Source organism: Streptomyces sp. JH34, assembly GCF_029428875.1.
Classification (GTDB): domain Bacteria; phylum Actinomycetota; class Actinomycetes; order Streptomycetales; family Streptomycetaceae; genus Streptomyces.
Map to the genome: position 1 here is coordinate 1502255 of NZ_JAJSOO010000001.1, position 23195 is coordinate 1525449.

Genomic DNA, 23195 nt, shown 5'->3' on the forward strand with positions numbered 1-23195 from the left:
TCAGCTCGCGGCCCGTACCCCCTGCGGCGAGGGCAGGAAGCCCGTTGCCTGGAAGTAGGTCAGGTAGCGGGTCAGCACCTCGTCCGTCAGCGCGGGCAGATGGACGCCGAGGGCCGCGACGGCCTCGGTGGTCCGGCTGGAGTCGAAGCCGCGGTGGTCCGTGGCCTCGTGCCGGGCTCCTCCCGCCTCGCCGAGGAACAGCTGGGCCGCGTTGTCGTGGCGGGCGGCGACGCGGGCCTGCCAGTGCGCGGCGGGAACGGTGCTCAGCTCGTGTCCGAGCCGGGCGGCGGCGTCGAAGACGCGGTCCAGGCCGGGTGCGTCGGGGTGGGTGAAGTGGTAGGTCTCCGCGTCCGTCCCGCCGGAGGTGGCGAGCGCCACCACGGCCGCGCTGACGTAGTCGACGGGCACCCAGTCGGTCGACCCGTACGGCAGGTCCGGTACCGCGCCCGCCTGGAGGCATCCCTTGATGAGCTGCCACAGGAGGTCACGTTCCTGGCAGGCGCCGGTGGTGGTGTCGCCGCTGATGCGGCCGGGGCGATGGACGGTGACCGGCAGGCCGCGTTCGCGGGCCTGCCCGACGAGTTGCTCGGCGGCCCACTTGCTCCGCGCGTATCCGTCGGGGAGGACGGACGCCGGGCCGGGCGGGGTCGACTCCGTGATGGTGACGGGGTCCGGGCCGGACGCCGGGGCGTAGACGCTCGTCGTGGAGAGGTAGTGCATCCCGGGTGAGGCGGAGTCGGCGAGCAGCCGCAGCAGTTCCTCGGTTCCGGCCACGTTGGGCGCGCGCAGATCGCCGTACCCGGCGGCGAAGTTGACGTGCGCGCCGTTGTGGACGACGGTTCCGAGGCGGCGGACCAGGGCGGCCCGGTCCTCGGGGGACAGGCCGAGACCGGGGGCCGCGAGGTCCCCGGGGACGGCGTGGATCAGGTCGGCGTACCGGGGGCGCCACAGGCCGTAGTGCTCCAGGTTGGCCCGCAGGCGGTGTGCGGCGTGCTGCTCGTCCTCGGCGCGTACGAGGCAGTCGACGGGCCCGCCGGTGGTCTCGATGAGGTCGCGCAGGAGGAAGGCGCCGAGGAAGCCGGAGGCCCCGGTCAGCAGGGGGCGGGCCGCGGGGCGGGCGGGGGCCGGTACGGGGCCGGGGCCGGTCCGCCCGGTGATGTCAGTCGCCAGCCGCACCCCGGACAGGAGGTCCGGTTCGTCGTCCTCCCCCGCGCCGTCGTCCAGGACGCGGGCGATGCCCTCGACGGTGGGCGCCTCGAAAACGGTACGCAGGGAGGGGCGCCGGCCGCACCGCTCCTCGATGCGCTGGGCGAGGGTGACGGCGAGCAGGGAGTGGCCCCCGAGGGCGAAGAAGTCGTCCGTGACGCCCACTTCGGGTACACCGAGTGCCTCGGCGAACGCCTCGCACAGGTCACGTTCGCGGGCGGTGCGCGGTGCCCGGCCGCCGGTCGGCACGGTCTGGTCCGGTGCGGGCAGGGCACGTCGGTCGGTCTTGCCGTTGGGGGTGACGGGCAGGACGTCGAGCCGTACGTGGGCGGCGGGGATCATGTGGTCGGGCAGAGTGGCTGCGAGGTGCGCGCGGATCTCCTCGTCGTCCGGGCCGTCGGCACCGTCGGCGGGCACGGTGTAGGCGACTAGCCGTCGGTCGCCGGGCCGGTCCTCGCGGACGACGGCGCAGGCCGCGGCGACGCCGGGCAGAGCGGTGAGCGCGGCTTCGATCTCACCGAGCTCGATGCGGAAGCCGCGGAGTTTGACCTGGTCGTCGACGCGGGAGACGTAGACGAGCTGCCCGTCGGCCGTCCACCGCACCAGGTCACCGGTGCGGTACATCCGCTCCCCGGTGCCGGAGAACGGGTCGGCCACGAATCGGGACGCGGTCAGGGCCGGCCGGCCGTGGTATCCGCGGGCCACTCCCTCGCCTGCGACGTGGAGTTCGCCGGTGACGCCGGGGGGCACGGGGCGCAGCCTGTCGTCCAGGACGTGGACGCGGGTGCCGTCGACGGGGACGCCGATGGGCACGGCGCGGTCGGGGGCGAGCGGACCGTCGGCGTGCTGGAAGGCGCTCATCGTCGCGCAGACGGTGGTCTCGGTGGGGCCGTAGGCGTTGACGAGGAAGCGGTCCGCCGCCCAGGCGTGCACCAGGGCAGGGGTGCACGCCTCACCGGCGAGGACCAGCGTCGTCCCGGCGGGCAGCGATTCCGGCGGCATCACCGCGAGCGCGGCGGGCGGCAGGGTGAGGTGGGTGACGCCCCGTTCGCGGACCAGGGCGGCGAGCGTGGGGCCGGGCAGCAGGGCTTCGCGTTCGTCGATCTCCAGGCAGGCCCCGGAGAGGAGGCCCATGCACAGTTCCCAGAACGCGGCGTCGAAGCTGACGGACGCCATGTGCAGCACCCGGCTGTCCGGGGTGACGCGCAGCCGCTCGCGCTGCGTCCTGGCCATGGCGCCGACGCCCCTGTGGGTGACCACGACGCCCTTCGGACGGCCGGTGGAGCCCGAGGTGTAGATGACGTACGCCGGGTGCGCGGGGAGCAGGGCCGGAGGGTACGCCGACGTGGGTGCGCAGTCCCCGGGGTCCCCGGGGTCGCCGGCGTACAGGCAGGGCACCGATGTTTCCGGCAGGCGGCTGCGGACGGCGGGCGTGGTGAGGAGCAGCCGCGGGCGGGAGTCGTCGAGCATGTGAGACAGGCGCTGGGCGGGGTAGTCCGGGTCGAGGGGAACGTACGCCGCCCCGGCCTTGAGGATGCCGAGCAGGGCCACGACGAGTTCCGCGGTGCGGGGCAGGGCGACCGCCACCCGGTCCTCGGGGCCGATGCCCCGTGCGGCGAGGTGGCGGGCGAGGGCGTCGGCGCGGGCGTCGAGCTCGCCGTAGGTGAGGGTGGTCCCCGCGTCGCGGACGGCCGGGGCGTCCGGGGTGCGCCGGGCCCACCGCTCGAAGAGCGCGGGGACGGTCGCCCCGGGCCCGTCGTCGGCGGGGCCGGTCCCCCACGCGGCAAGGCGGTCGCGCTCGGCGGCGGTGAACACGTCGTACGTGCTCAGCGGGCGGTCGGGGTCGGCGGTGACGGCGGTGAGCAGCAGGACGAGCCGTCCGGCGAGGTCGCGGACGGTGGACGCGTCGAAGAGTTCCGTCGCGTAGTCGACGGTGGCCCGCATTCCGCCGGGCGCGCCGTCGTCGTCGTACGTCTCGGTGAAGGTGAACGACAGGTCGAACTTGCTGACACCGGGGTCGACCGGGATGCCGCGGGCGGTGATGCCGGGCAGGTCGACCGGGGCGGCGGGGGTGTGGTTCTGGAGGACGAGCATGGTCTGGAAGAGCGGGTGGTGGTTCTGCGAGCGCACGGGGTTGAGCAGCTCCACCAGACGCTCGAAGGGAACGTCCTGGTGCGCGTACGCGGAGAGGTCGAACTCCTTCACCCGGTGCAGGAGTTCCCGGAACGTGGGGTCGCCGGTCAGGTCCGCGCGCAGCACGAGCGTGTTGACGAAGAAGCCGACGAGGTCCGCGGCGGCCTCGTCGGTGCGTCCGGCGACGGCCGTGCCCAGGGGGATGTCCTCGCCCGCCCCGTGCCGCGAGAGGACGGCAGACAGTGCGGCCTGGAGCACCATGAAGATGCTGCAGCCGCCGGCGCGGGCCAGTTCCGCGACCTGCCGGGCGGTGGCGGGGTCGAGAGCGAAGTCGTGGGTGGCGCCGGCGTGCCGGGGTGCGGCGGGGCGCGGCCGGTCCCAGGGCAGCTCGATCATTTCCGGAAGCCCGTCCAACGCGGTTCTCCAGTGCCCGAGTTGACGCGCGAGGAGGCTGTCGGGGTCGCGCTCGTCGCCGAGCAGGCGGCGTTGCCAGAGGGTGTGGTCGGCGTAGTCGACGGGAAGGTCCGTCCACTGCGGCGCCCCGGCGCGCACGCGGGCGCGGTAGGCGGCGCCGAGGTCGCGTGCGAAGGGGGCCAGGGACGAGCCGTCGGCGGCGATGTGGTGGATCACGAGGACCAGGACGTGGGTGGTGTCGTCCAGGCGCAGCAGGGTCGCCCGGAGCGGGAGTTGGTGCTCGATGTCGAGGGGTGCGGTCGCCGCGGCCTCGATGCGGGCGGGCAGGCGGCCCTCGTCGACGGCTTCGGCCGTGAACGGGAGGCGGACGTCGTCGGGGGCGGTGATCAGCTGGTGCGGTCTGCTGTCGTGTTCGGGGAAGACGGTGCGCAGGGCCGCGTGCCGGGCGACGACGTCGTGGAGGGCACGGCGCAGGGCTCCCGCGTCGAGCGGTCCGTCGAGGCGCAGGGCGACGGGGATGTTGTAGGTGGCGGAGGGGCCCTCGAGACGGTGGAGGAACCACAGGCGCTGCTGGGCGTAGGACAGCGGGAGCAGGGTGGGGCGTTCCTGGGGCACGAGGGAGGGGCGGGCGGCCCGGTCCGCGTCCCTCAGGGCGGTGGCGAGCGTGGCGACGGTGGGGTTCTCGAAGAGGGTGCGGATCTCGGTCTCGGTGTCCAGGGCGGTACGGACGCGGCCCACGAGGCGGGTGGCGAGCAGGGAGTGGCCGCCCAGGGCGAAGAAGTTGTCGTCGATCCCGACGCGTGCGACGCCCAGGACGTCGGCGAACAGCCCGGCGAGGATCTCCTCGTGGGCCGTGCGGGGCGGGCGGTTTCCCGTGGCCGGCGCGGTGGCGGGGGCGGGCAGGGCGGACCGGTCGAGTTTGCCGTTGGCGGTCAGGGGCAGCGCGTCGAGGCACTGGATGGTGGCGGGCACCATGTACGCGGGCAGTCGGCGGCCGACGTACGAGGCGAGCAAGCCGGGGTCCGGGGTGTGCCCGGGGGCGGGGACGACGTAGGCGGTCAGGGTGCGGTCGCCGGGCAGGTCCTCGCGGACCAGGACGCACGCGGCGCGCACGGAGTCGTCGGAGCGGAGCACGGCCTCGATCTCGGCCGGCTCGATGCGGTGGCCGCGCAGCTTGATCTGCTGGTCGGACCGGGCCACGTAGTGCAGGGTGCCGTCGGGGTCCCGGCGCACGAGGTCACCGGTGCGGTACATCCGCTCCCCGGTGCCGGAGAAGGGGTCGGCGACGAAGCGGGTGGCCGTCGGACCGGGGCATCCCAGGTAGCCGCGGGCGACGCCGGCTCCCGCGACGTACAGCTCGCCTTCGGCGCCCGGCGGCACGGGCCGCAGCGCCGCGTCCAGGACGTGGGCGCGCGTCCCGTCCAGCGGCCGGCCGATCGGGGGCGCGCCGTCGGGGGCGCCCGGGTGTACGCGGTGCCGGGTGGCGAACGTGGTGGTCTCGGTGGGCCCGTAGACGTTGAGGAAGGCGGTGCCGGGGTGCGCGGCGGCGAGGCTCTGGAGGAGTCCGGGCACCGCGGCCTCACCTCCGGAGGCGACCAGCCGGAGCAGCCCGAGGGCGCCGGGGTCGGTCTCGGCGACGACGTTGAAGAGAGCCGTCGTCAGGAACGCCGCCGTGACGCCCTCGCGTGCGACGAGGTCGCGGAGGACGGCGGGCTGGAGTGCGCCTTCCGGGGCGACGACGACACGGCCGCCGTTGAGGAGGGGAGCCCAGATCTCGAAGGTGGAGGCGTCGAAGACGTACGCCGAGTGCATCAGTACCGCGTCGGCCACGCCGTCGCCCCAGGTCCGGTCGGACGCGAGCGCGGCCACGTCGGCGTGGGTGACGCCGACGCCCTTCGGCAGGCCGGTGGAGCCGGAGGTGAACATGACGTACGCGAGCCGGGCGCCGCCCGTGACGGCGGGGAGGGCGCCGGGGACGGCCGGCTCTCCGTGCACCACGCGGCCCGCGGCGTCGACGGTCAGTACGGCCACCTCGGGACCCAGCCCGGCGGCCCAGGGGTGCGTGCGGGTGGTTCCGTCGACGATCAGTGCGCGCAGGCCCGCCACCTCGGCCACGCGGGCGAGCCGTTCGGCCGGCCAGCGCGGGTCGAGCGGCACATAGGCGGCGCCCGCGCGCAGAGCCGCCAGGGACGCGGTGACCGTGGCGGCCGAGCGGCCCAGGAGGATGCCGACACCGTCCTCCGCGCCGATGCCCAGCCCGGTCAGGGCGCGGGCCGTGTCGTCCGAGAGGTCGCGGAGCCCGCCGTAGGTCAGCCGCTCGCCCGCGCCGGTCACGGCCACCGCGTCGGGGTGTCGGGCGGCGCGGTGGGCCACCTCGTCCGGGATGCTCATCCCATCGGTCGCGTGGCGGAGTCCGGCGCCTCTGCTACGGGAGAGCAGTGCCTCGCGTTCGCCCTCCAGGAGTACGGGGACGGTGTCGGCGCGGCGGTCGAGTCCTTCCGACATGGCGGTCAGCAGGAGCCGCATGCGGGCGACCGTGCGGGCCACCTCGTCCCGGCCGAGGACGGCTGCCCGGTAGCCGAAGGTGATCTTCAGGGCGTCGCCGGGGGCGATGGTGAGGGTGAGCGGGTAGTGCGCGGCGTCCGTGCCGCTGAATCCGGTCACGGCGACACCGGGCAGACCCTGCTGCGCGGTGCGCAGGGCCTCGGCGTCCATCGGGTAGTTCTCGAACACGGCGAGCGTGTCGAAGAGTTCGGGCAGGTCCGTGACGCCGCGTATCTCGGTCAGACCCACGTACTGGCTGCCGAGGAGCCGGCCCTGTTCCTCCTGGAGCCGGGTCAGGAGCGCGGCCAGGGTCTCGCCGGGTTCCGGGCGGAGCCGCACCGGGACGGTGTTGATGAAGAGCCCGACCATCGACTCGATGCCGGGGATCTCCGGCGGCCGTCCGGAGACGGTGGTGCCGAAGACGACGTCGGGGCGTCCGGTGAGGTGTGCGAGCAGCAGGCCCCAGGCGCCCTGGACCAGGGTGTTGAGGGTGAGCCGGTGGGCGCGGGCCGTCTCGCGCAGGCGGTGTGTCGTTGCCGGGTCCAGGTCGAGGACGAGCGTGCCGGGCAGGTCTCCGGAGCCCGGAACGTCCGCCCCGCCCCGGCCGGCGAGCAGGGTCGGTGCCTCGATCCCGGCCAGGGCGGTGCGCCAGACGTCCAGAGCGGCCGCCCGGTCCTGCTGGGCCAGCCAGGCGAGGTAGGTCCGGTAGGGGGCGACGCGCGGCAGGGTGCGGTCGTCGCCGTGGTGTGCGTACAGCTCGAAGAGCTCGCGCACGAGCAGGGGCATCGACCAGCCGTCGAGCAGGATGTGATGGCTCGTCATGACGAGGCGGTGGCGGTCCGGCGCGGTACGCACCAGGGTGAAGCGCATCAGCGGCGGGGTGGCGAGGTCGAAACGGCGGGTACGGTCGGCGGCGAGGAACGCGGCGAGACGGCTCTGCGGGGCGTCCGCACCGGTCAGGTCCAGTTCCTCCAAGGGCACCGGCACCTCCGCCGCGACGGCCTGCACGGGCTCGTCCAGGTCCTCGTGGAGGAAGCCGACCCGCAGGTTGGCGTGCCTCCGCAGCAGCCCTCCGACGGCGGCGCGCAGGGCGGGGACGCCGACGGGGCCTTCGAGTTCGAAGACGAACTGTGCGGTGTAGACGTCCACGGCGCTGGAGTCGTACAGGGCGTGGAACAGCATGCCCGCCTGTAGCGGCGTCAGCGGCAGTACGTCTTCCAGTCGGAACCCGGTCACTTGCGTCCACCCCATCTGTTCTGCAGTCGGTCGATCTGGGCCTGGTCGAGCGAGACCAGGGGAAGGTCGGACGGCGTCCAGCCGCCCACGTCGGGTCCTTCGGCGTGTTCGGCCGTGGCGCGCAGCGCCCGGGTGAACGCCTCGGCCAGGGCCTCCACGTCCTCCTCCTTGAGGAGGTCGCTGGGCCAGGTCCAGCGGACCACCAGCCGGGGGCCGTCCGGCAGGTCCTCTGTGTGCGCGTTGATGTCGAGGACGTGGTGGACGGGCATGTCGGGGTCCTGGGCGCGCGGGCCGCCGCCGTCGAGCAGCACGTCCCAGTCGGCGCCCCCGCCCGCGGACTCCTGCGGGGAGGCGTAGCGGCCCAGGTAGTTGAAGCCGATCTGAGGGTCGGGCTCGGGAGCCAGCCGGGCGCGGGTGGCCGGGTTGAGGCGGCGCAGCATCCCGTAGCCGACACCGTGGTCGGGGACGGTGCGCAGTTGCTCCTTGACGCGCTTGAGGGCGCGCTCGACCAGCGCGGCGTCGAACCGTCCGGGATCGCGGGTGTCGACGGGTCCGGGGTCGAGCCGGACGGGGTAGAGGCTGGTGAACCAGCCGACCGTACGGGAGAGGTCGAGGTGGTCGGCGATCTGCTCGCGGCCGTGCCCCTCCAGGTCGAGGAGGACCGCGGTGCCGGCGGGCCGCGCCCCGCCGGGGGTGGCCGCGCGCTCCGCGCGCCAGGAGCAGACGGCGAGGGCGAGGCCGGTGAGCAGGACGTCCTCCACCCCGGCGTGGAAGGCCGCGGGGACGGTGGTGAGCAGGGGGTTCGTCCAGGTGGCGGGCAGGTGGGTGCTGAGGGTGCGTGTGCGGTCGGCGGTGTCCCGGTCGGGGTCGAGCGGCCGGTAGCCGAGTCGCGGGTCGGGGGTGCTCAGTACCTGCTGCCACAGCGGGAGTTCGGCCTCGCGTGCCGGCTGCAGCGCCTGGGCGGCGAGGAGCCCGGCCCACTGCCGGTAGGAGGTGGTGGGCGCGGGGAGCGCCGCCTGTCCGGGGGCGTCGGGTGCGTTGGTGACGGCCTGCCAGGCGGCGGCCACATCGGTGGCGAGGATGCGCCAGGAGACCGCGTCGACGGCCAGGTGGTGCACGACCAGCAGCAGCCTCCCGCGCACGTCCGGCCCTGCGTCGCACCAGACGGCCTCGACGACCTCCCCGCGCGCGGGCCTCAGCCGTCTGCGGGCCTCCTCGCCCGCCTCGGTCAGTGCGGCGCTCACTTCAGCGGCGTCGAGCCCCGCGACGTCGACGCGGGTGAAATGACGCCGGGCCGGCACGGAGCCGGGCGGCAGTGCTTCCAGGACCGGGGAGCCGTCGGCCGGGCGGGTGACGCGGAGCCGGAGCATGTCGTGGTGGTCGAACAGGAGTTGGAGGGTGGCGACGAGGGCTTCCTCGTCGGCGCCGGCTGGTGTGCGCAGCACCCCGGACTGGTTGTAGCCGTCCGTGGCACCGGGCCGCTCCAGGAACCAGGCGGCGATCGGTGTCGGGGGCATCTGTCCGGTGCCCTGCCCTGCCGGGACGGCGGTTGCCCGGCCGAGCTCGGTGGCGACGGCCGCGATGGCCTCGGGTGTGCGGTGGACGAAGACGTCGCGCGGGGTGACGCCGAGGCCGGCCTCGCGGACCCGGCTGACGAGCTGGATGGAGAGGATGCTGTCGCCGCCGAGCGCGAAGAAGTCGTCGTCGGTGCGGACGGCGGGAACGCGCAGCACCGAGGCGAACACGTCGCACAGGACGCGTTCCGGTGCGGTGCGCGGCCGGCCTCCGGGCCGGGTGGCGGCGGGGCGCTCGGGGGCGGGCAGGGCGCGCCGGTCGGTCTTGCCGTTGGGCAGCAGCGGCAGGGCGTGGAGGGGCACGTGGGCGGCGGGCACCATGTGGGGCGGCAGGACGGCCGTCAGCCGGGCGCGCAGTTCGCCGTCGGTGAGGGTTGTGGTCCCGTCGCGCGGGTCGGCGACGGTGTAGGCGACCAGCCGCCGCTCGCCGGGCCGGTCCTCCCGGACCAGGGCGCAGGCGGCGGCGACGCCGTCGAGGGCGGTGAGAGCGGCCTCGATCTCGCCGAGCTCGATGCGGAAGCCGTGCAGCTTGACCTGGTCGTCGGCGCGCGAGACATAGGTGAGCAGGCCGTCGGCGTCCCGTCGGACGAGGTCGCCCGTGCGGTACATGCGGCTCCCGGCCGGGCCGTACGGATCGGCGACGAACCGTGCGGCCGTCAGGCCGGGGCGCCCCAGGTAGCCGCGCGCGAGGCCGTCGCCGGCGATGTGGAGCTCGCCGGTGACTCCCGGCGGTACGGGCCTCAGTGCGGCGTCCAGGACATGGGCGCGGGTGTTGTCGACGGGGTGTCCGAGCGGCACGGTCCCCTCCCCCGCAGAGGCGTCGGTCTCCCCGTCCCGGTGGTGGTGGGCAGTGGCGTCGATCGTCGTCTCGGTGGGCCCGTAGAGGTTGTGGACCTCGGCGTGCCAGGTCCGTCCGACGCGCTCGGCCAGCGCACGGGGCAAGGGTTCGCCGCCGCACAGCACGGCCCGCAGCGTGGTGGGCGCCTCGTCCGCCCCGGTCTCGGCGAGGACGACCGAGAGGTGCGAGGGCACGAACTGGACGAGGGTCGTGCCCTCGTCGCGCATCCGCGCCAGCAGCCCGGCCGGGTCGTGGTTGAGGGCGGGCGGCACGAGGCAGGTGGAACCGCCGTGCAGGAGAGGGAGCCAGGTCTCCCAGACGGAGGCGTCGAAGCTCGGCGACGTACGGGCGAGGACGCGGTCGTCGTCGGTGAGGCCGAGGTGGTCCGCCATCCAGGCCATGTGGTTGGTGAGGGAGGCGTGGGTGACGACGACGCCCTTGGGGCGGCCGGTGGAGCCCGAGGTGTAGATGACGTACGCCGCGTCCTGCGGGGCCGGCGCGGCGGCGGGCGGGGCCGGGCAGCCGGTGGCCCACACGGCCCGGTCGTCGAGCGCGAGGCAGGGCACGGAGCCTTCGTACCGTGCGGCGCGTGCGGTGCCGTGGGTGAGGAGCAGTGCGGGGCGGGCGTCGTCGATCATGTGGGCGACACGGGCCTCGGGGTACTCCAGGTCCAGCGGCAGGTACGCGGCCCCGGCCTTGGCCACCGCCAGCGTCGCGACCACCTGGTCGGTGGTGCCTTCCAGGGCGAGGGCGACGAGGTCGCCGCGGCCGATGCCCCGGCTCCACAGGTGGTGCGCCAGGTCGTCGGAGAGGGCGTCCAGTTCGCCGTAGGTGAGGCGGTGCGTGCCGTCCAGCACGGCGGTCGCCGCCGGGGTCCGCGCGCACCGGGCGCGGAACGCGTCGGGCGCCGTGCGTGCCGCGGGCTGCCGGATCCGGCCGTGCGCGGCACGGTCGAGGCTCCGCAGCTCGTCGGCGTCCAGGACGTCCACGGTGTGGACGCGCCGGCCGGGGTCGGCCGCCAGCGTGCCGAGCAGCCGGGTCAGCCGGGCGGCCAGGGTGTGCGCGGTCGTGTGGCCGAACAGCTCCGTGGAGAACTCCAGTACGCCGTCGAGGCCGGCGGGGCGCCCCGTGCCGTCGTGCTTCTCCGTGAAGGTGAAGGTCAGGTCGAACTTGCTGATGCCGGTGTGCACGGGTTGTTCCGTGGCCGTGAGGCCCGGCAGGTCGATGACCGCGTCCGCGTGGTTCTGGAGGACGAGCATCGTCTGGAACAGCGGGTGGTGGTTCTGCGCCCGGACCGGGTCGAGGGCGTCCACCAGCCGCTCGAACGGCACGTCCTGGTGGGCGTACGCCGCCAGATCGAACTCCCGCACGCGGTCCAGGACTTCGGCGAAGGAAGGGTCACCGCTGAGATCGGTGCGCAGGACGAGGGTGTTCACGAAGAAGCCCACCAGGTCGTCCAGGGCCTCGTCGGTGCGGCCCGCGACGGCGGTGCCGAGGGGGATGTCCTCACCGGCGCCGTGCCGCGAGAGCAGTACCGACAGGGCCGCCTGGAGCACCATGAACAGGCTGCAGCCGCGGGCGCGGGCGAGCCCCGCCAGGGCCAGGTGGGTGTCCGCGTCCACGGGGAACGCGAACGCGTCGCCGCGGTGCGCCGTCACGGCGGGCCGGGGATGGTCGTACGGCAGGTCGAGGACGTCGGGGGCACCCGCGAGCGCCGTGCGCCAGAAGTCCAGTTGGCGGGCGGCCTGGCCGGCCGGGTCGTCCTCGTCCCCGAGCAGAGCGCGCTGCCAGAGGGTGTAGTCGGCGTACTGGACGGCGAGTTGCGTCCAGGGGGGCTCCACGCCCTCGCTCCGGGCCCGGTACGCCGTGCCGAGGTCGCGGGCGAGCGGCGCGAGGGACCAGCCGTCGCCCGCGATGTGGTGGACGAGCAGCACGAGGACGTGGTCCTCGGCGTCCAGCCGCACGAGCCGTGCCCGTACGGGGATGTCGGTGCTCACGTCGAAGGCGTGCGCCACCTCGGCGGCGAGGACCTCGTCGAGACGGCCGGCAGGGGTGACGCGGGGCGTCAGGTCGAGGTCGGCGCCGTCGGCGTCGAGGACGAGCTGGCGCGCCACGCCGTCGGTCTCCGGGAAGACGGTGCGCAGGCTCTCGTGACGCCCCACGACGTCCGCGAGGGCGCTCTCCAGGGCTTCCGCGTCGAGCGGGCCGCGCAGACGGAGCACGAGCGGCACGTTGTAGGTGGCGCTGGGCCCCTCGAGCCGGTTCAGGAACCACAGGCGCTGCTGCGCGGCGGACAGGGGCATCGGGTCGGGGCGGTGCGGCGCCCGCTCCAGCGGGCGCCGGGCCGCTGCGGCGCCGTCCAGCGCGGCGGCCAGCGCCGCCGGGGTCGGGTGTTCGAAGAGGGCCTTGACCTGGACCTCCACGCCGAGCGCGGGGCGGACGCGGGCCACGAGCCGGGTGGCGAGCAGCGAGTGGCCGCCGAGGGAGAAGAAGTCGTCGTCGGCCCCCGCGGTGTCCAGGCCGAGCACATCGGCGAAGAGCCCGCACAGGATCTCCTCGCGGACGGTACGGGCGGGGCGCCCTCCGGCCGGCGCGGGGCGGTCCGGGGCGGGCAGGGCCCGCCGGTCCACCTTGCCGTTGACGGTCAGCGGCAGCGCGTCCAGCATGACGAACGCCGAGGGCACCATGTAGGCGGGCAGGGACCGCCCGACGGCCCGGGCGAGGTCACCGGGGTCGGGGCTCGCTCCCTCGGCGGGCACCACGTACGCGACGAGCCGCCGGTCGCCGGGGGCGTCCTCCCGGACGACGGCGAAGGAGTCGGCCACGCCCTCGCAGCAGGCCAGCACTGCCTCGATCTCACCGAGTTCGATGCGGTAGCCGCGCAGCTTCACCTGTCCGTCGGCGCGGCCGGCATAGGCGATCTGTCCGTCGCCGGTCCATCGGACAAGGTCGCCGGTGCGGTACATGCGTCCGCCCGCCGGGTCGAACGGGTCGGCCGTGAAGCGGGTGGCGGTCAGCCCGGGGAGTCCCGTGTACCCCCGGGCCACGCCGCGTCCCGCGAGGTACAGCTCGCCCGTGACGCCGGGCGGGACCGGTCCGAGGGAGCTGTCGAGGACGTACAGGCGCATGCCGTCCAGGGCGCGGCCGATGGGCGGCGGGCCGGAGGGCAGGCCGGCCCGCACGTCGTAGCGGGTGGCGAAGGTCGTGGTCTCGGTGGGCCCGTACACATGGAGGACCCGTACGCCCGGCGCGCTGCCGGCGATCCGCTGCATGGCGTCCGGTGACGCCAGTTCCCCGCCGGCGCAGACGAGCCGGAGACCGGAGAACGCGCCCGGATCGGTCTCGGCGATCACGTTGAAGAGGGCCGTCGTCAGGAAGACCGCGGACACCCCGTGCTCACGGACCGCGTCGCCGAGGGCGCCCGCCTCCAGGACGCCGTCCGGTGCGACGACGATCCGCCCGCCGTTGAGGAGCGGCGCCCAGATCTCGAAGGTGGAGGCGTCGAAGACGTACGCCGAGTGCATGAGAACGGCGTCGGTGGCGCCGCCTTCCCAGGCGGAGTCGGCGGTGAGTGCCGCGACGTCGGCGTGCGTGACGCCGACGCCCTTGGGCAGGCCGGTCGAGCCGGAGGTGGACATCACGTAGGCGAGGGCTCCGGGACCCGGCACCGGGGCCGGCCGGACCGGCCGCCCGGGTGCTCCCCGCAGGATCCGGCCGAGCCGGTCCACGACCACGACCGGTGTCCGGCGGGCCGTCGCGGTCACCCAGGCGGAGACGGAGGCCGCCTCGTCGACGACGAGGACCCGCACGGCCGCCACCCCGGCGGCCCGGTCGAGCCGCTCCTCCGGCCAGCGCGCGTCCAGCGGGACGTAGGCGCCGGACGCCCGGACCGCGCCCAGGGACACCGACACGACGGCCGGAGACCGGGTCAGGAGCACGCCCACCCCGGACTCCGGACCGACGCCGTGCCCCGCCAGGGCGTGGGCGAGGTCGTCGGAGATCGCGTCGAGTTCGGCGTACGTGAGCGTGGAGTCGTCACCGGTGACGGCCACGGCGTCCGGTGTGCGGTGCGCCTGGGCGGCGAAGAGCGCGGGAAGGGTGGCGTCCACGGTGTCCGCGGGCAGCCGGCGGCCGGTCCCCCACCGGGTGACCTCGGCGTGCTCGTCGGCCGTCATCAGGCCGTAACCGGCCAGGGGCAGGCCGGGGTCGGCGGCCACCTGCTCCAGGAGACGGACCAGGCGGGTGGCGAGTGTCTCGGCCGTGGTCCGGTCGAAGAGGGCGGTGGCGTACTCGATCCCTGCGGTGAGGCGGCCCCCGTCCTGCTCCTGCGTGTCCCCGTTCCGCCCCTCGGTGCCCTCCCCTCGCTCCTCCGTGAAGGCGAAGGTGAGGTCGAACTTGCTCAGTCCGTTGTGGACGAGCCGGTCCTCGACGCGGAGACCGGGCATGTCCGGGCGGGCCGTCTCCTGGTTCTGGAGGACCAGCATGGTCTGGAACAGCGGGTGGTGGTCGCGTGCCCGGACGGGATTGAGGCTCTCGACGAGACGCTCGAAGGGAACGTCCTGATGTGCGTACGCGGCGAGGTCGAACTCTCGCACACGTACCAGGAGTTCACGGAAGGACGGATTGCCGGACAGGTCCGTCCGCAGCACCAGCGTGTTGACGAAGAAGCCGACCAGGTCCTCCAGCGCCTCGTCCGGGCGGCCGGCGACGGGCGAGCCGAGCGGGATGTCGTCGCCCGCGCCGTGCCGGTGCAACAGGGTGGCGACGGCGGCCTGGAGGACCATGAACAGGCTGCTGCCCGACTCACGCGCCAGGCGCAGGAGTCCGTCGTACACCGGGGGCGGCACGTCGAAGGTGTGGACGGCTCCGCGCGGATCGGTGGTCGCGGGGCGCGGCCGGTCCAGGGGCAGGTCGATCAGTCCCGGCAGACCGGCGAGGGCGGTGCGCCAGTGGTCGAGTTGCTGCCGCAGGACGCTCTGCGGGGCGGCACCGTCCCCCAGGGTCTCGTGCTGCCAGAGCGTGTAGTCGGCGTACTGGAGCGGCGCGCCGGCGGTCTCGGGCTCGCGGCCCTCGACGCGGGCCCGGTAGGCGTCGCCGAGCTGGCGGGCGAGCGGGGCGAGGGACCAGCCGTCGCCCGCGATGTGGTGCAGCACCAGCACCAGGACGTGGTGGTCCGGTGCGGGGCGGAGCAGCAGGGCGCGCAGCGGCGGGTCGGTGACGACGTCGAACGGCTCGCGCACGGCGGCCAGGACGGCTGCCTCCAGGTCGCCGGGGGCCGTGGCGACGACCGGCAGCCGGGGTGCCGCGCTGTCGACGGGCAGGACCGACTGATACGGAACGCCGTCCTGTTCGGGGAAGAGGGTGCGCAGCGCCTCGTGCCGCCGCACGACGTCGCGCAGGGCGGATCTCAACGCGTCGGTGTCCAGGGCGCCTTCGAGTTCGAGCACCAGCGGGATGTGGTAGGCGGAGCTGGGCCCCTCGAGGCGGTCGAGGAACCACAGGCGCTGCTGCGCGGAGGACAAGGGCATCGGGTCGGGCCGCCGCGCGGCCCGCACCACCGGCGGGCGGGTCGGGCCCGGTGTGGGGAGGGCCCGGGCGAGGCCGGCGACGGTCGGGTGCTCGAAGAGGGTGCGTACGGCGATCTCCGCGCCCAGGACGGCGCGGACCCGGCTGACGACCCGCATCGCGAGGAGCGAGTGGCCGCCGAGGTCGAAGAAGCTGTCGTGCGGGCCCACCAGGGGTCTGTCGAGGACGTCGGAGAAGATCCCGGCGAGCAGGTCCTCCTGGAGGGTGCGGGGGCCCGTGCCGGCGGGGTCGCTCGCACCCGGCTCGGGTTCGGGCAGGGCGCGCCGGTCCACCTTGCCGTTGGGCAGGAGGGGGAGGTCGTCCAGGAGGACCACGGCGCCGGGCACCATGTAGTGCGGGAGGGTCTCGGTGAGGGCGTCCCGCAGGGCGGTGGGGCGCGGATCGGGGCCCCCGGTGACGGCGTAGGCGACGAGCCGGCGGTGGCCGGGGGTGTCCTCGCGGATCACGGCGCAGGCGGCGGTGACGCCGGGCCGTGCGAGGAGCGCGGCCTCGACCTCGCCGAGTTCGATGCGGAAGCCGCGGAGTTTGACCTGGTCGTCGGCGCGGGCGACGTAGTCGAGCAGACCGTGCCGGTTCCACCGTACGAGGTCGCCCGTCCGGTACATGCGGGCGCCGGGGGCGTCGAAGGGGTCGGCGACGAACCGGGCTGCGGTCGGACCCGGTCGGTCCAGATAGCCGCGGGCGAGGTGGGGACCCGACAGGTAGAGCTCCCCGGTGACACCGGGCGGCACGGGCCGCAGCCGGGAGTCGAGGACGTAGGTGCGCATGGTGTCGACGGGGAGGCCGATCGGCACGCTCTCGGACGGTGTGCGGGCGTCCCCGTGTCCGTCGGCCGCCGGACCGTCCGCGCGGTGTGCGGTGGCGTCGATGGTCGCCTCGGTCGGCCCGTACAGGTTGTGGACCTCGGCCCGCCACAGGCCGGCGACGTCGTCGGCGAGGGAGCGCGGCAGCGGTTCCCCGCCGCACAGGACGGCGCGCAGCCCGGGGAGGGGCGCGGCGTGCGCGGCCTCGGTGAGGACGAGGGCCAGGTGCGAGGGCACGAACTGGGCGACGGTGACGCCGAACCGGTTCATCCAGGAGACGAGGGCGCCGGGTTCCCGGTTCGCCTCGTGGGGCAGGACGCACACTTCGGCGCCGTTCATCAGCGGGAGCCAGATCTCCCACACGGAGGCGTCGAAGCTGGTGGAGGTACGGGCGAGCACCCGGTCCTGCGGGGTCACGGCCAGGTGCCCGGCCATCCACGCCATGTGGCCGGCCAGGGCGGAGTGCGGTACGACGACGCCCTTGGGGCGGCCGGTGGAGCCCGAGGTGTGGATGACGTACGCGGGGTCCTGCGGGTGAGGGGTGTGCGGGAGGTGCGCGGTGGGCCCCGTGGGCACGGCGTCCGGACCGTCGAGGACGAGGCACTCCACGTCACAGTCCGGCAGGGCGGATCGGACGTCCGTGGTGGTGAGCAGCAGGACGGGGCGGGCGTCGTCGAGCATGTACCGGATGCGGGCGGGCGGGTACTGCGGGTCGACCGGCAGGTAGGCGGCGCCGGCGCGCAGCACGGCCAGCATGGCGACGACGGTGTCGGCGGACGGCGGTGCGGCGAGGGCCACCCGGTCCTCGCGGCCTGCGCCCCGCTCGCGCAGGACGTGGGCGAGGGCGTCGGCGCGGGTGTCGAGCTCGGCGTAGGTGAGGCTCGTGTGCGCGTCGCGCACGGCGACGGCGTGCGGGGTGCGCGCGGCCCACTCCCGGACCGCCTCGGGGGCGGTCGGCGCCGGCAACGGCCGCTCTGCTCCCCGCCCTTGGCGCAGGACGAGGTCCCGCTCGCCCGGTGCGAGGGGGTCGAGGCCGCCGACGGGGCGGTCGGGGTCGGCCGCTGCCAGGGTGAGGACGCGGGCGAAGCGGGCGCAGAGGGCGCGGGCGGTGGCGGCGTCGAAGAGGTCGGTGGCGTATTCGAGGTGGCCGCCGATGCCGCCTGCCGCGTCCGACGGGCCCGCGGACGTGCCGTCGGCCGGGACGCGGTGCTCGGTGAGTGAGAACGTCAGGTCGAACTTGCTCACCCCGGTGTGCCGGGACCGGTCGGTGACGGTGACGCCGGGGAGACCCAGTTCCGCCCGCTCCTGGTTCTGGAGGACGAGCATGGTCTGGAAGAGCGGGTGATGGTCGGCGGACCGTTCGGGGTTGAGCGCCTCCACGACCCGTTCGAAGGGGACGTCCGCGTGGCTGAAGGCGGCGATGTCGAACTCCGCGACTCTTCGGAGGAGTTCACGGAAGGTCGGGTCCCCGGACAGGTCGGCGCGCAGGACGACGGTGTTGACGAAGAAGCCGACCAGGTCGTCGAGTGCCTCGTCGGTGCGCCCGGCGACCGCGGCACCGAGCGGGATGTCGGTGCCGGCGCCGTGGGCGTGCAGCGTCACGGCGAGTGCGGCCTGCAGCACCATGAAGGGGGTGCAGCCGGCGGTCCGCGCGAGCCGGTCGAGGGCGGCGTGCGTGGGGGCGGGCAGCTCGAAGGGGACCGCGTCGCCCCGGTGGCCCGCGACCGCCGGCCGGGGGCGGTCGAGCGGCAGGTCCAGCAGGTCGGGGGCACCGCGCAGGGCCTCCTGCCAGAAGGCGAGCTGGCGTGCGGCCAGGCTGTCCGGATCGTCGGCGGCGCCGAGCATGTCCCTCTGCCAGACCGCGTAGTCGGCGTACTGCACCCGCAGCGCGGGCCAGTCCGGCGTGCTGCCCGTGCTCCTGGCGCGGTAGGCGGCGCCGAGGTCCCGGCTGAGCGGCGCGAGGGACCAGCCGTCGGCGACGACGTGGTGGAGGACGAGCAGCAGGATGTGGCGGTCGGGGCCCGGACGCAGCAGATGGGCGCGGACGCCGACGTCGCCGCTGAGGTCGAAGGGCACCGCTGACAGCCGGCGCACCGTCTCCTCGGCCCAGACGTCGGCGCTCGCCCCGGCCGGGCACTCCTCGGTGACGAGGGGGACGAGCGTGGCGGCGACCGACGCGCCGAGGACCTCCTGGCGGGCTGTGCCGTCGTGCTCGGCGAAGACGGTGCGCAGGCTCTCGTGCCGGGCGACCACGTCGGCCAGGGCTCCGCGCAGGGCGTCCGTGTCCAGGGCGCCTTCGAGTTCGAGTACCAGCGGGACGGTGTAGGTGTCGCTGGGCCCCTCGGACCGGTTGAGGAACCAGAGGCGCTGCTGCGCGTAGGACAGCGGCACCGCTTCGGGCCGGCGCTGCGGGGTGCAGGCCGGCCGGGACGTCGCGGCCGTGTCCAGGGCGGAGGCCAGGGAGGCGACGGTGGGGTGGTCGAAGAGGGTGCGCATGCCGAGTTCGGCGCCCAGGGTGGCGCGGACCCGCCCGGCGAGGCGGGTGGCGAGCAGGGAGTGGCCGCCGAGGGAGAAGAAGTTGTCGTCGACGCCGACGGACGCCACGCCGAGGACGTCGGCGAACAGACCGGCCAGTACCTCTTCGTAGGCGGTGCGCGGGGCGCGTCCCGCGGTGGCGGCGGCACGGGGGGCGGGCAGTGCGCGGCGGTCGACCTTGCCGTTGACGTTCAGGGGCAGCGCGTCGAGGAGGACGAACGCGGAGGGCACCATGTACGCGGGCAGTGTGCGTCCCACCCGGCGGGCCAGTGCGGCCTCGTCCGGCCGGGTGCCGGGAGCCGCGGCGAGGTACGCGACGAGCCGCCGGTCGCCGGGTATGTCCTCACGCACCAGGACGCAGGCGGCGCGTACGTCCGGGTCGGCGAGGAGCGTGTTCTCGATCTCGGCGGGCTCGATGCGGAAGCCCCGGAGTTTGACCTGTCCGTCCGCGCGTCCGACGTACTCGACGTCACCGCGCGCGGTCCAGCGCACGAGGTCGCCCGTCCGGTACATGCGGCCGCCCCCCGCGTCGTAGGGGTCGGCGACGAACCGGGTGGCCGTCAGCGCAGGGCGGCCCTGGTAACCGCGGGCGACACCCCGGCCGCCCACGTACAGCTCCCCCACCACGCCGGGCGGCACCGGCGCGAGCGAGCCGTCGAGGACGAGGAGGCGCGTACCGTCCAGTGCGCGGCCGATGGGCGGCACGCCCCGCGTACCCGCGACGACCTCGTGGCGGGTGGCGAACGTCGTGGTCTCCGTGGGCCCGTACACATGGAGGACGCGGGTGCCGGGGACGGCCGCCGCCACCTGCTGCATCAGGTCCGGGGTGGCGGCCTCGCCACCCGCGGCGACGAGGCGCAGCCCGGCGAACGCCCCGGGATCGGCCTCGGCCACCACGTTGAACAGAGCGGTCGTCAGGAACAGGGCGGTCACCCCGTGCCGGTCCACGACGTCGGCCAGGGCGGGGGCGTCCAGGGCGCCGCCGGGCGCGACGACCACCCGGCCGCCGTTCAGGAGCGGCACCCAGATCTCGAACGTGGAGGCGTCGAAGACGTACGCCGAGTGCATCAGTACGGCGTCGGTGGCGCCGCTCTCCCAGGCGGAGTCGGCGGTCAGCGCGAGTACGTCGGCGTGCGTGACGCCGACTCCCTTCGGCAGACCGGTGGAGCCGGAGGTGAACATCACGTAGGCGAGCCGGTCGCCACGGGCCACTCGCGGCAGCGTCCCCGGCGCGGGCGGGGCGTGGCCCACGACGCCGCCGAGCGCGTCGACGACGATCACCGGCAGGGTGGCGGCGGCCCGCTCCGTCCACGGCTGAGCGGCGGCCGCCTCGTCGACCACCAGGGCGCGCACGCGGGCGACCCCGGCCACGCGGTCGAGCCGTTCGGCGGGCCAGGACGGGTCCAAGGGCACGTACGCGGCTCCCGCGCCGACCACACCGACCGTGCCGGCGACCACTGCGGCGGAGCGCCCCACGAGGACGCCGACGGCGTCCTCGGCGCCGATGCCCGAGTGGACGAGGAGGGCGGAGAGTTCGTCCGCCGTCCGTGCCAGCTCCCGGTAGGACAGCGTGACCGCACCGTCCACGACCGCCGGGGCGTCCGGGGTCAGCCGTGCCTGCGCGCCGAACGCCTCCGGCAGGCTCACGGCAGCCGTCCGCCCCGCGGGCAGTGCCGCGCCGCGCCCCTGGGCGAGCAGCGTCTCGGCCGCGGCGCCGTCGAGAAAGGGCAGATCACGCAGGAGCGTTCCGGCGTCCGCGTCGGCCAGGGTCGTCAGGAAGGAGACGACGGCCTGCTGGAGCAGCCGCACGTCCTCGGGGTCATACAGCTCCGGGTTGGCGTCGAAGCCGATCAACGGGCCTCTGCCCTCGGCCCGTTCGGACACGAAGAGCGACACGTCGCCGACCGGGCCGATGGACAGCACACGGGAGGGGGCGGGGCTGCCGGCGAAGTCGAGGTCGTAGTCGTAACCCATGATGTTGACGACGACGTCGGTCAGGTGTGACGCGCCGTCGGTCATGTTCAGTTCGCGGGCGAGCTGTTCGCGGGAGAAACGGCGGTGGCGCAGGGCTCCGCGCATCTCGTCGGCCGCGGCACGCACGAGGGCGCCGACCGTCATGTCGACCGTGACGGTCAGCCGGAGCGGCAGGATGTTGGAGGTCATGCCGACGATGTGCCTCAGCCCGCCGTGACGGCCGTTGGAGGCGAGGCCCACCCTCACGTCCTGCGCTCCGCCGACCCGGCCGACGTAGGCGGCGACGCCTCCCACGAGGGCGGCGGTCCAGCTGGTGCGATGGCCGGCCGCGAGCCGGCGCAGGGCGTCGAGCACGGTCACGGGCAGCGTCTCGCCGGTGTGCATCCGGACGTCGGCCCCGGCCGGTGCGAGGGGCGCGGGGGCATCGGTGCGGCGGCGTACGAGCGCGGCACCGCCGCGCGCGTGCTCGTCGCCGTCGGCCCCGGTGCCGGCACCGGCGGCATCGGCCGCGGCGTCACCGGCCAGGTCGGCGAACCTGCCGGTCCAGTAGGCGCGGTCGGCCTCGTAGCGGTCCGAGCCGAGGTAGGCCGCCTCGTCCGCGACGAGGTCGCGCAGGGGTGCCGCGGCGGGCAGTCCGGCTGCCGCGAGGTCCTCCCCGCGCACGGCGCGCCCGTAGAGCTCGGCCACGGCACGTCCGAAGACGGCGCCGCCGAGGCCGTCGACGGCTATGTGGTGGAAGCGGACGTACCAGTAGTGCAGCCGCGCACCGAGACGCAGCAGCGCGAAGTGGTGGCGCGGGGCGTCGAGCCGGTCCACGGTCGACATGTCGCCGGCCATGTAGCTCTCGGCCGCGGCGACGGGGTCGTCGGTGCCGGACAGGTCGACCGTGCGGAGCCGTTCGGTGTCGGTCGCGGAGCGGTGGGCCACGCGCTGGCGCACCGTCTCACCCCGGGTGACGAACTCGAGGTTGAGGCTGTCGCAAAGCGCCACGGCGCGATCCAGTGCCGCGGCGAACAATTCCTCGTCGAGGTCACCGTGGATCCGGAAGCATTCACCGATGTTGTATTTCGGACTGTCCGGATCGACGAGTTGGCCGTACCACACGCCCTGCTGCGCCGCGGTCAGTTCGAGAAGCTCACCGGGAACCACGCCGGTCGGAATCGAACGGATTTCGTGCATGCCGGTCCACACCTTTGGGGAGAGATTTCGGGGACGGTGAAGAAGGCCGGAAGGAACCGGCCGTACCAGTGCACCGATCATCGACGCCGGGGCCGGCGCAATCGGAGAGGGAACATCGCCGCACCCGCTTCCCCGGGCGCGGCCGGGATCCCGCAAGGGGGGCTCACCGCCCACAGGGGATCGCGTCGCCTTCACTCACCGCGGGCGCACACGAACAGCCCATCGATGCTTTATGAACGCCACATGAAGGCGGTATGAGCATTTACGAGCAGAGCGCGGCGATGACTCGATCAAATCTGATCGATTCCGCCCGAGCGAGAGCGAAATCGATCAGACTGGAGTACCGGCACACGGTCCTACCTGGGGCTACCCGGCAGCCCGGCCGCCGGCCCGTCCGGCGTCGGAACCCGACGCCCGCACCAGGCCGGCGGGCCGCATATCGGTCCAGGCACCTTCGATCGCGTCGAGACATTCCTGGCGCGACCCCTCCGGTCCGTCGGCGCGCCAGCCGCCAGGCACGTCGATGTGCGCGGGCCACAACGAGTACTGCCCCTCGTCGTTCACGAGCGCCACGAATCGTCCCGACTCGTCATCGAAAGGATTGGTCACGACTGTCCCCCCACTTGTTCTCACGTTCTCCGTGACTTGTTCATCAGCTGTATCCGGGCATATCGCGTCGGTCGTTTGCGTGACACACCGTCGAGCCCCCAACACCCCTGAGGCGAGGTCTCACCTCTTCGCAACGGAGATACGTTACGCCTCCGTTCACACCGGCGGATCCTTGACCGATCCACCGCCAATCCGATGTCGCCCGTTCACGCCGATCACATTAGAGGATTCCGGGCCACGAACGGCGCGTATTCGCCTGATTACTTACAAGCGCCCACTGCGGCACAGCCGGGCGATTCCGCCCGGGGAATATGCCGGCCGGCGACTGACGCAAAATTCCAGCCACCACGATGTCCCTATAGTCCGGTAGCACTTGATATGGACCGTGCGTTTTCGGATAGCGCTCCGTAGTGCGCCCGCGTACTCCTGTGACGAGCGAAGATCCCGCCGAGCCCCCATGCGCCGGTTACGCGCCCCCGCGCGGCCGCCGAACCGGACAGCGGCCCACCGGCCCGCCCGGTTCAGGGCCGGACCGTGAACGCGCCACCTCCACCGGTGACATCG

General features: G+C 74.4%; 3 protein-coding genes. All 3 read right to left on the reverse strand.

The features are described 5' to 3' along the window. The gene (locus LWJ43_RS06700; RefSeq protein WP_277331367.1) at positions 1-7533 is read right to left on the reverse strand and encodes a non-ribosomal peptide synthetase; all 7533 of its coding nucleotides are present in this window, start codon (positions 7531-7533) and stop codon (positions 1-3) included. Further along, positions 7530-22022, reverse strand: a complete 14493-nt coding sequence (locus LWJ43_RS06705; protein WP_277331368.1) for a non-ribosomal peptide synthetase — start codon at positions 22020-22022, stop codon at positions 7530-7532. The genes LWJ43_RS06700 and LWJ43_RS06705 overlap by 4 nt, the downstream gene beginning before the upstream one ends. Positions 22023-22388: 366 nt before the next feature. Then, positions 22389-22631, reverse strand: coding sequence for an MbtH family protein (locus tag LWJ43_RS06710; RefSeq protein WP_277331369.1), 243 nt, complete (start codon positions 22629-22631; stop codon positions 22389-22391). Positions 22632-23195: the final 564 nt, after the last annotated feature.

Excerpts from the sequence above, each read along its gene's own strand:
- LWJ43_RS06705 (WP_277331368.1), bottom strand. The coding sequence starts at position 22,022 with ATGCACGAAATCCGTTCGATTCCGACCGGCGTGGTTCCCGGTGAGCTT.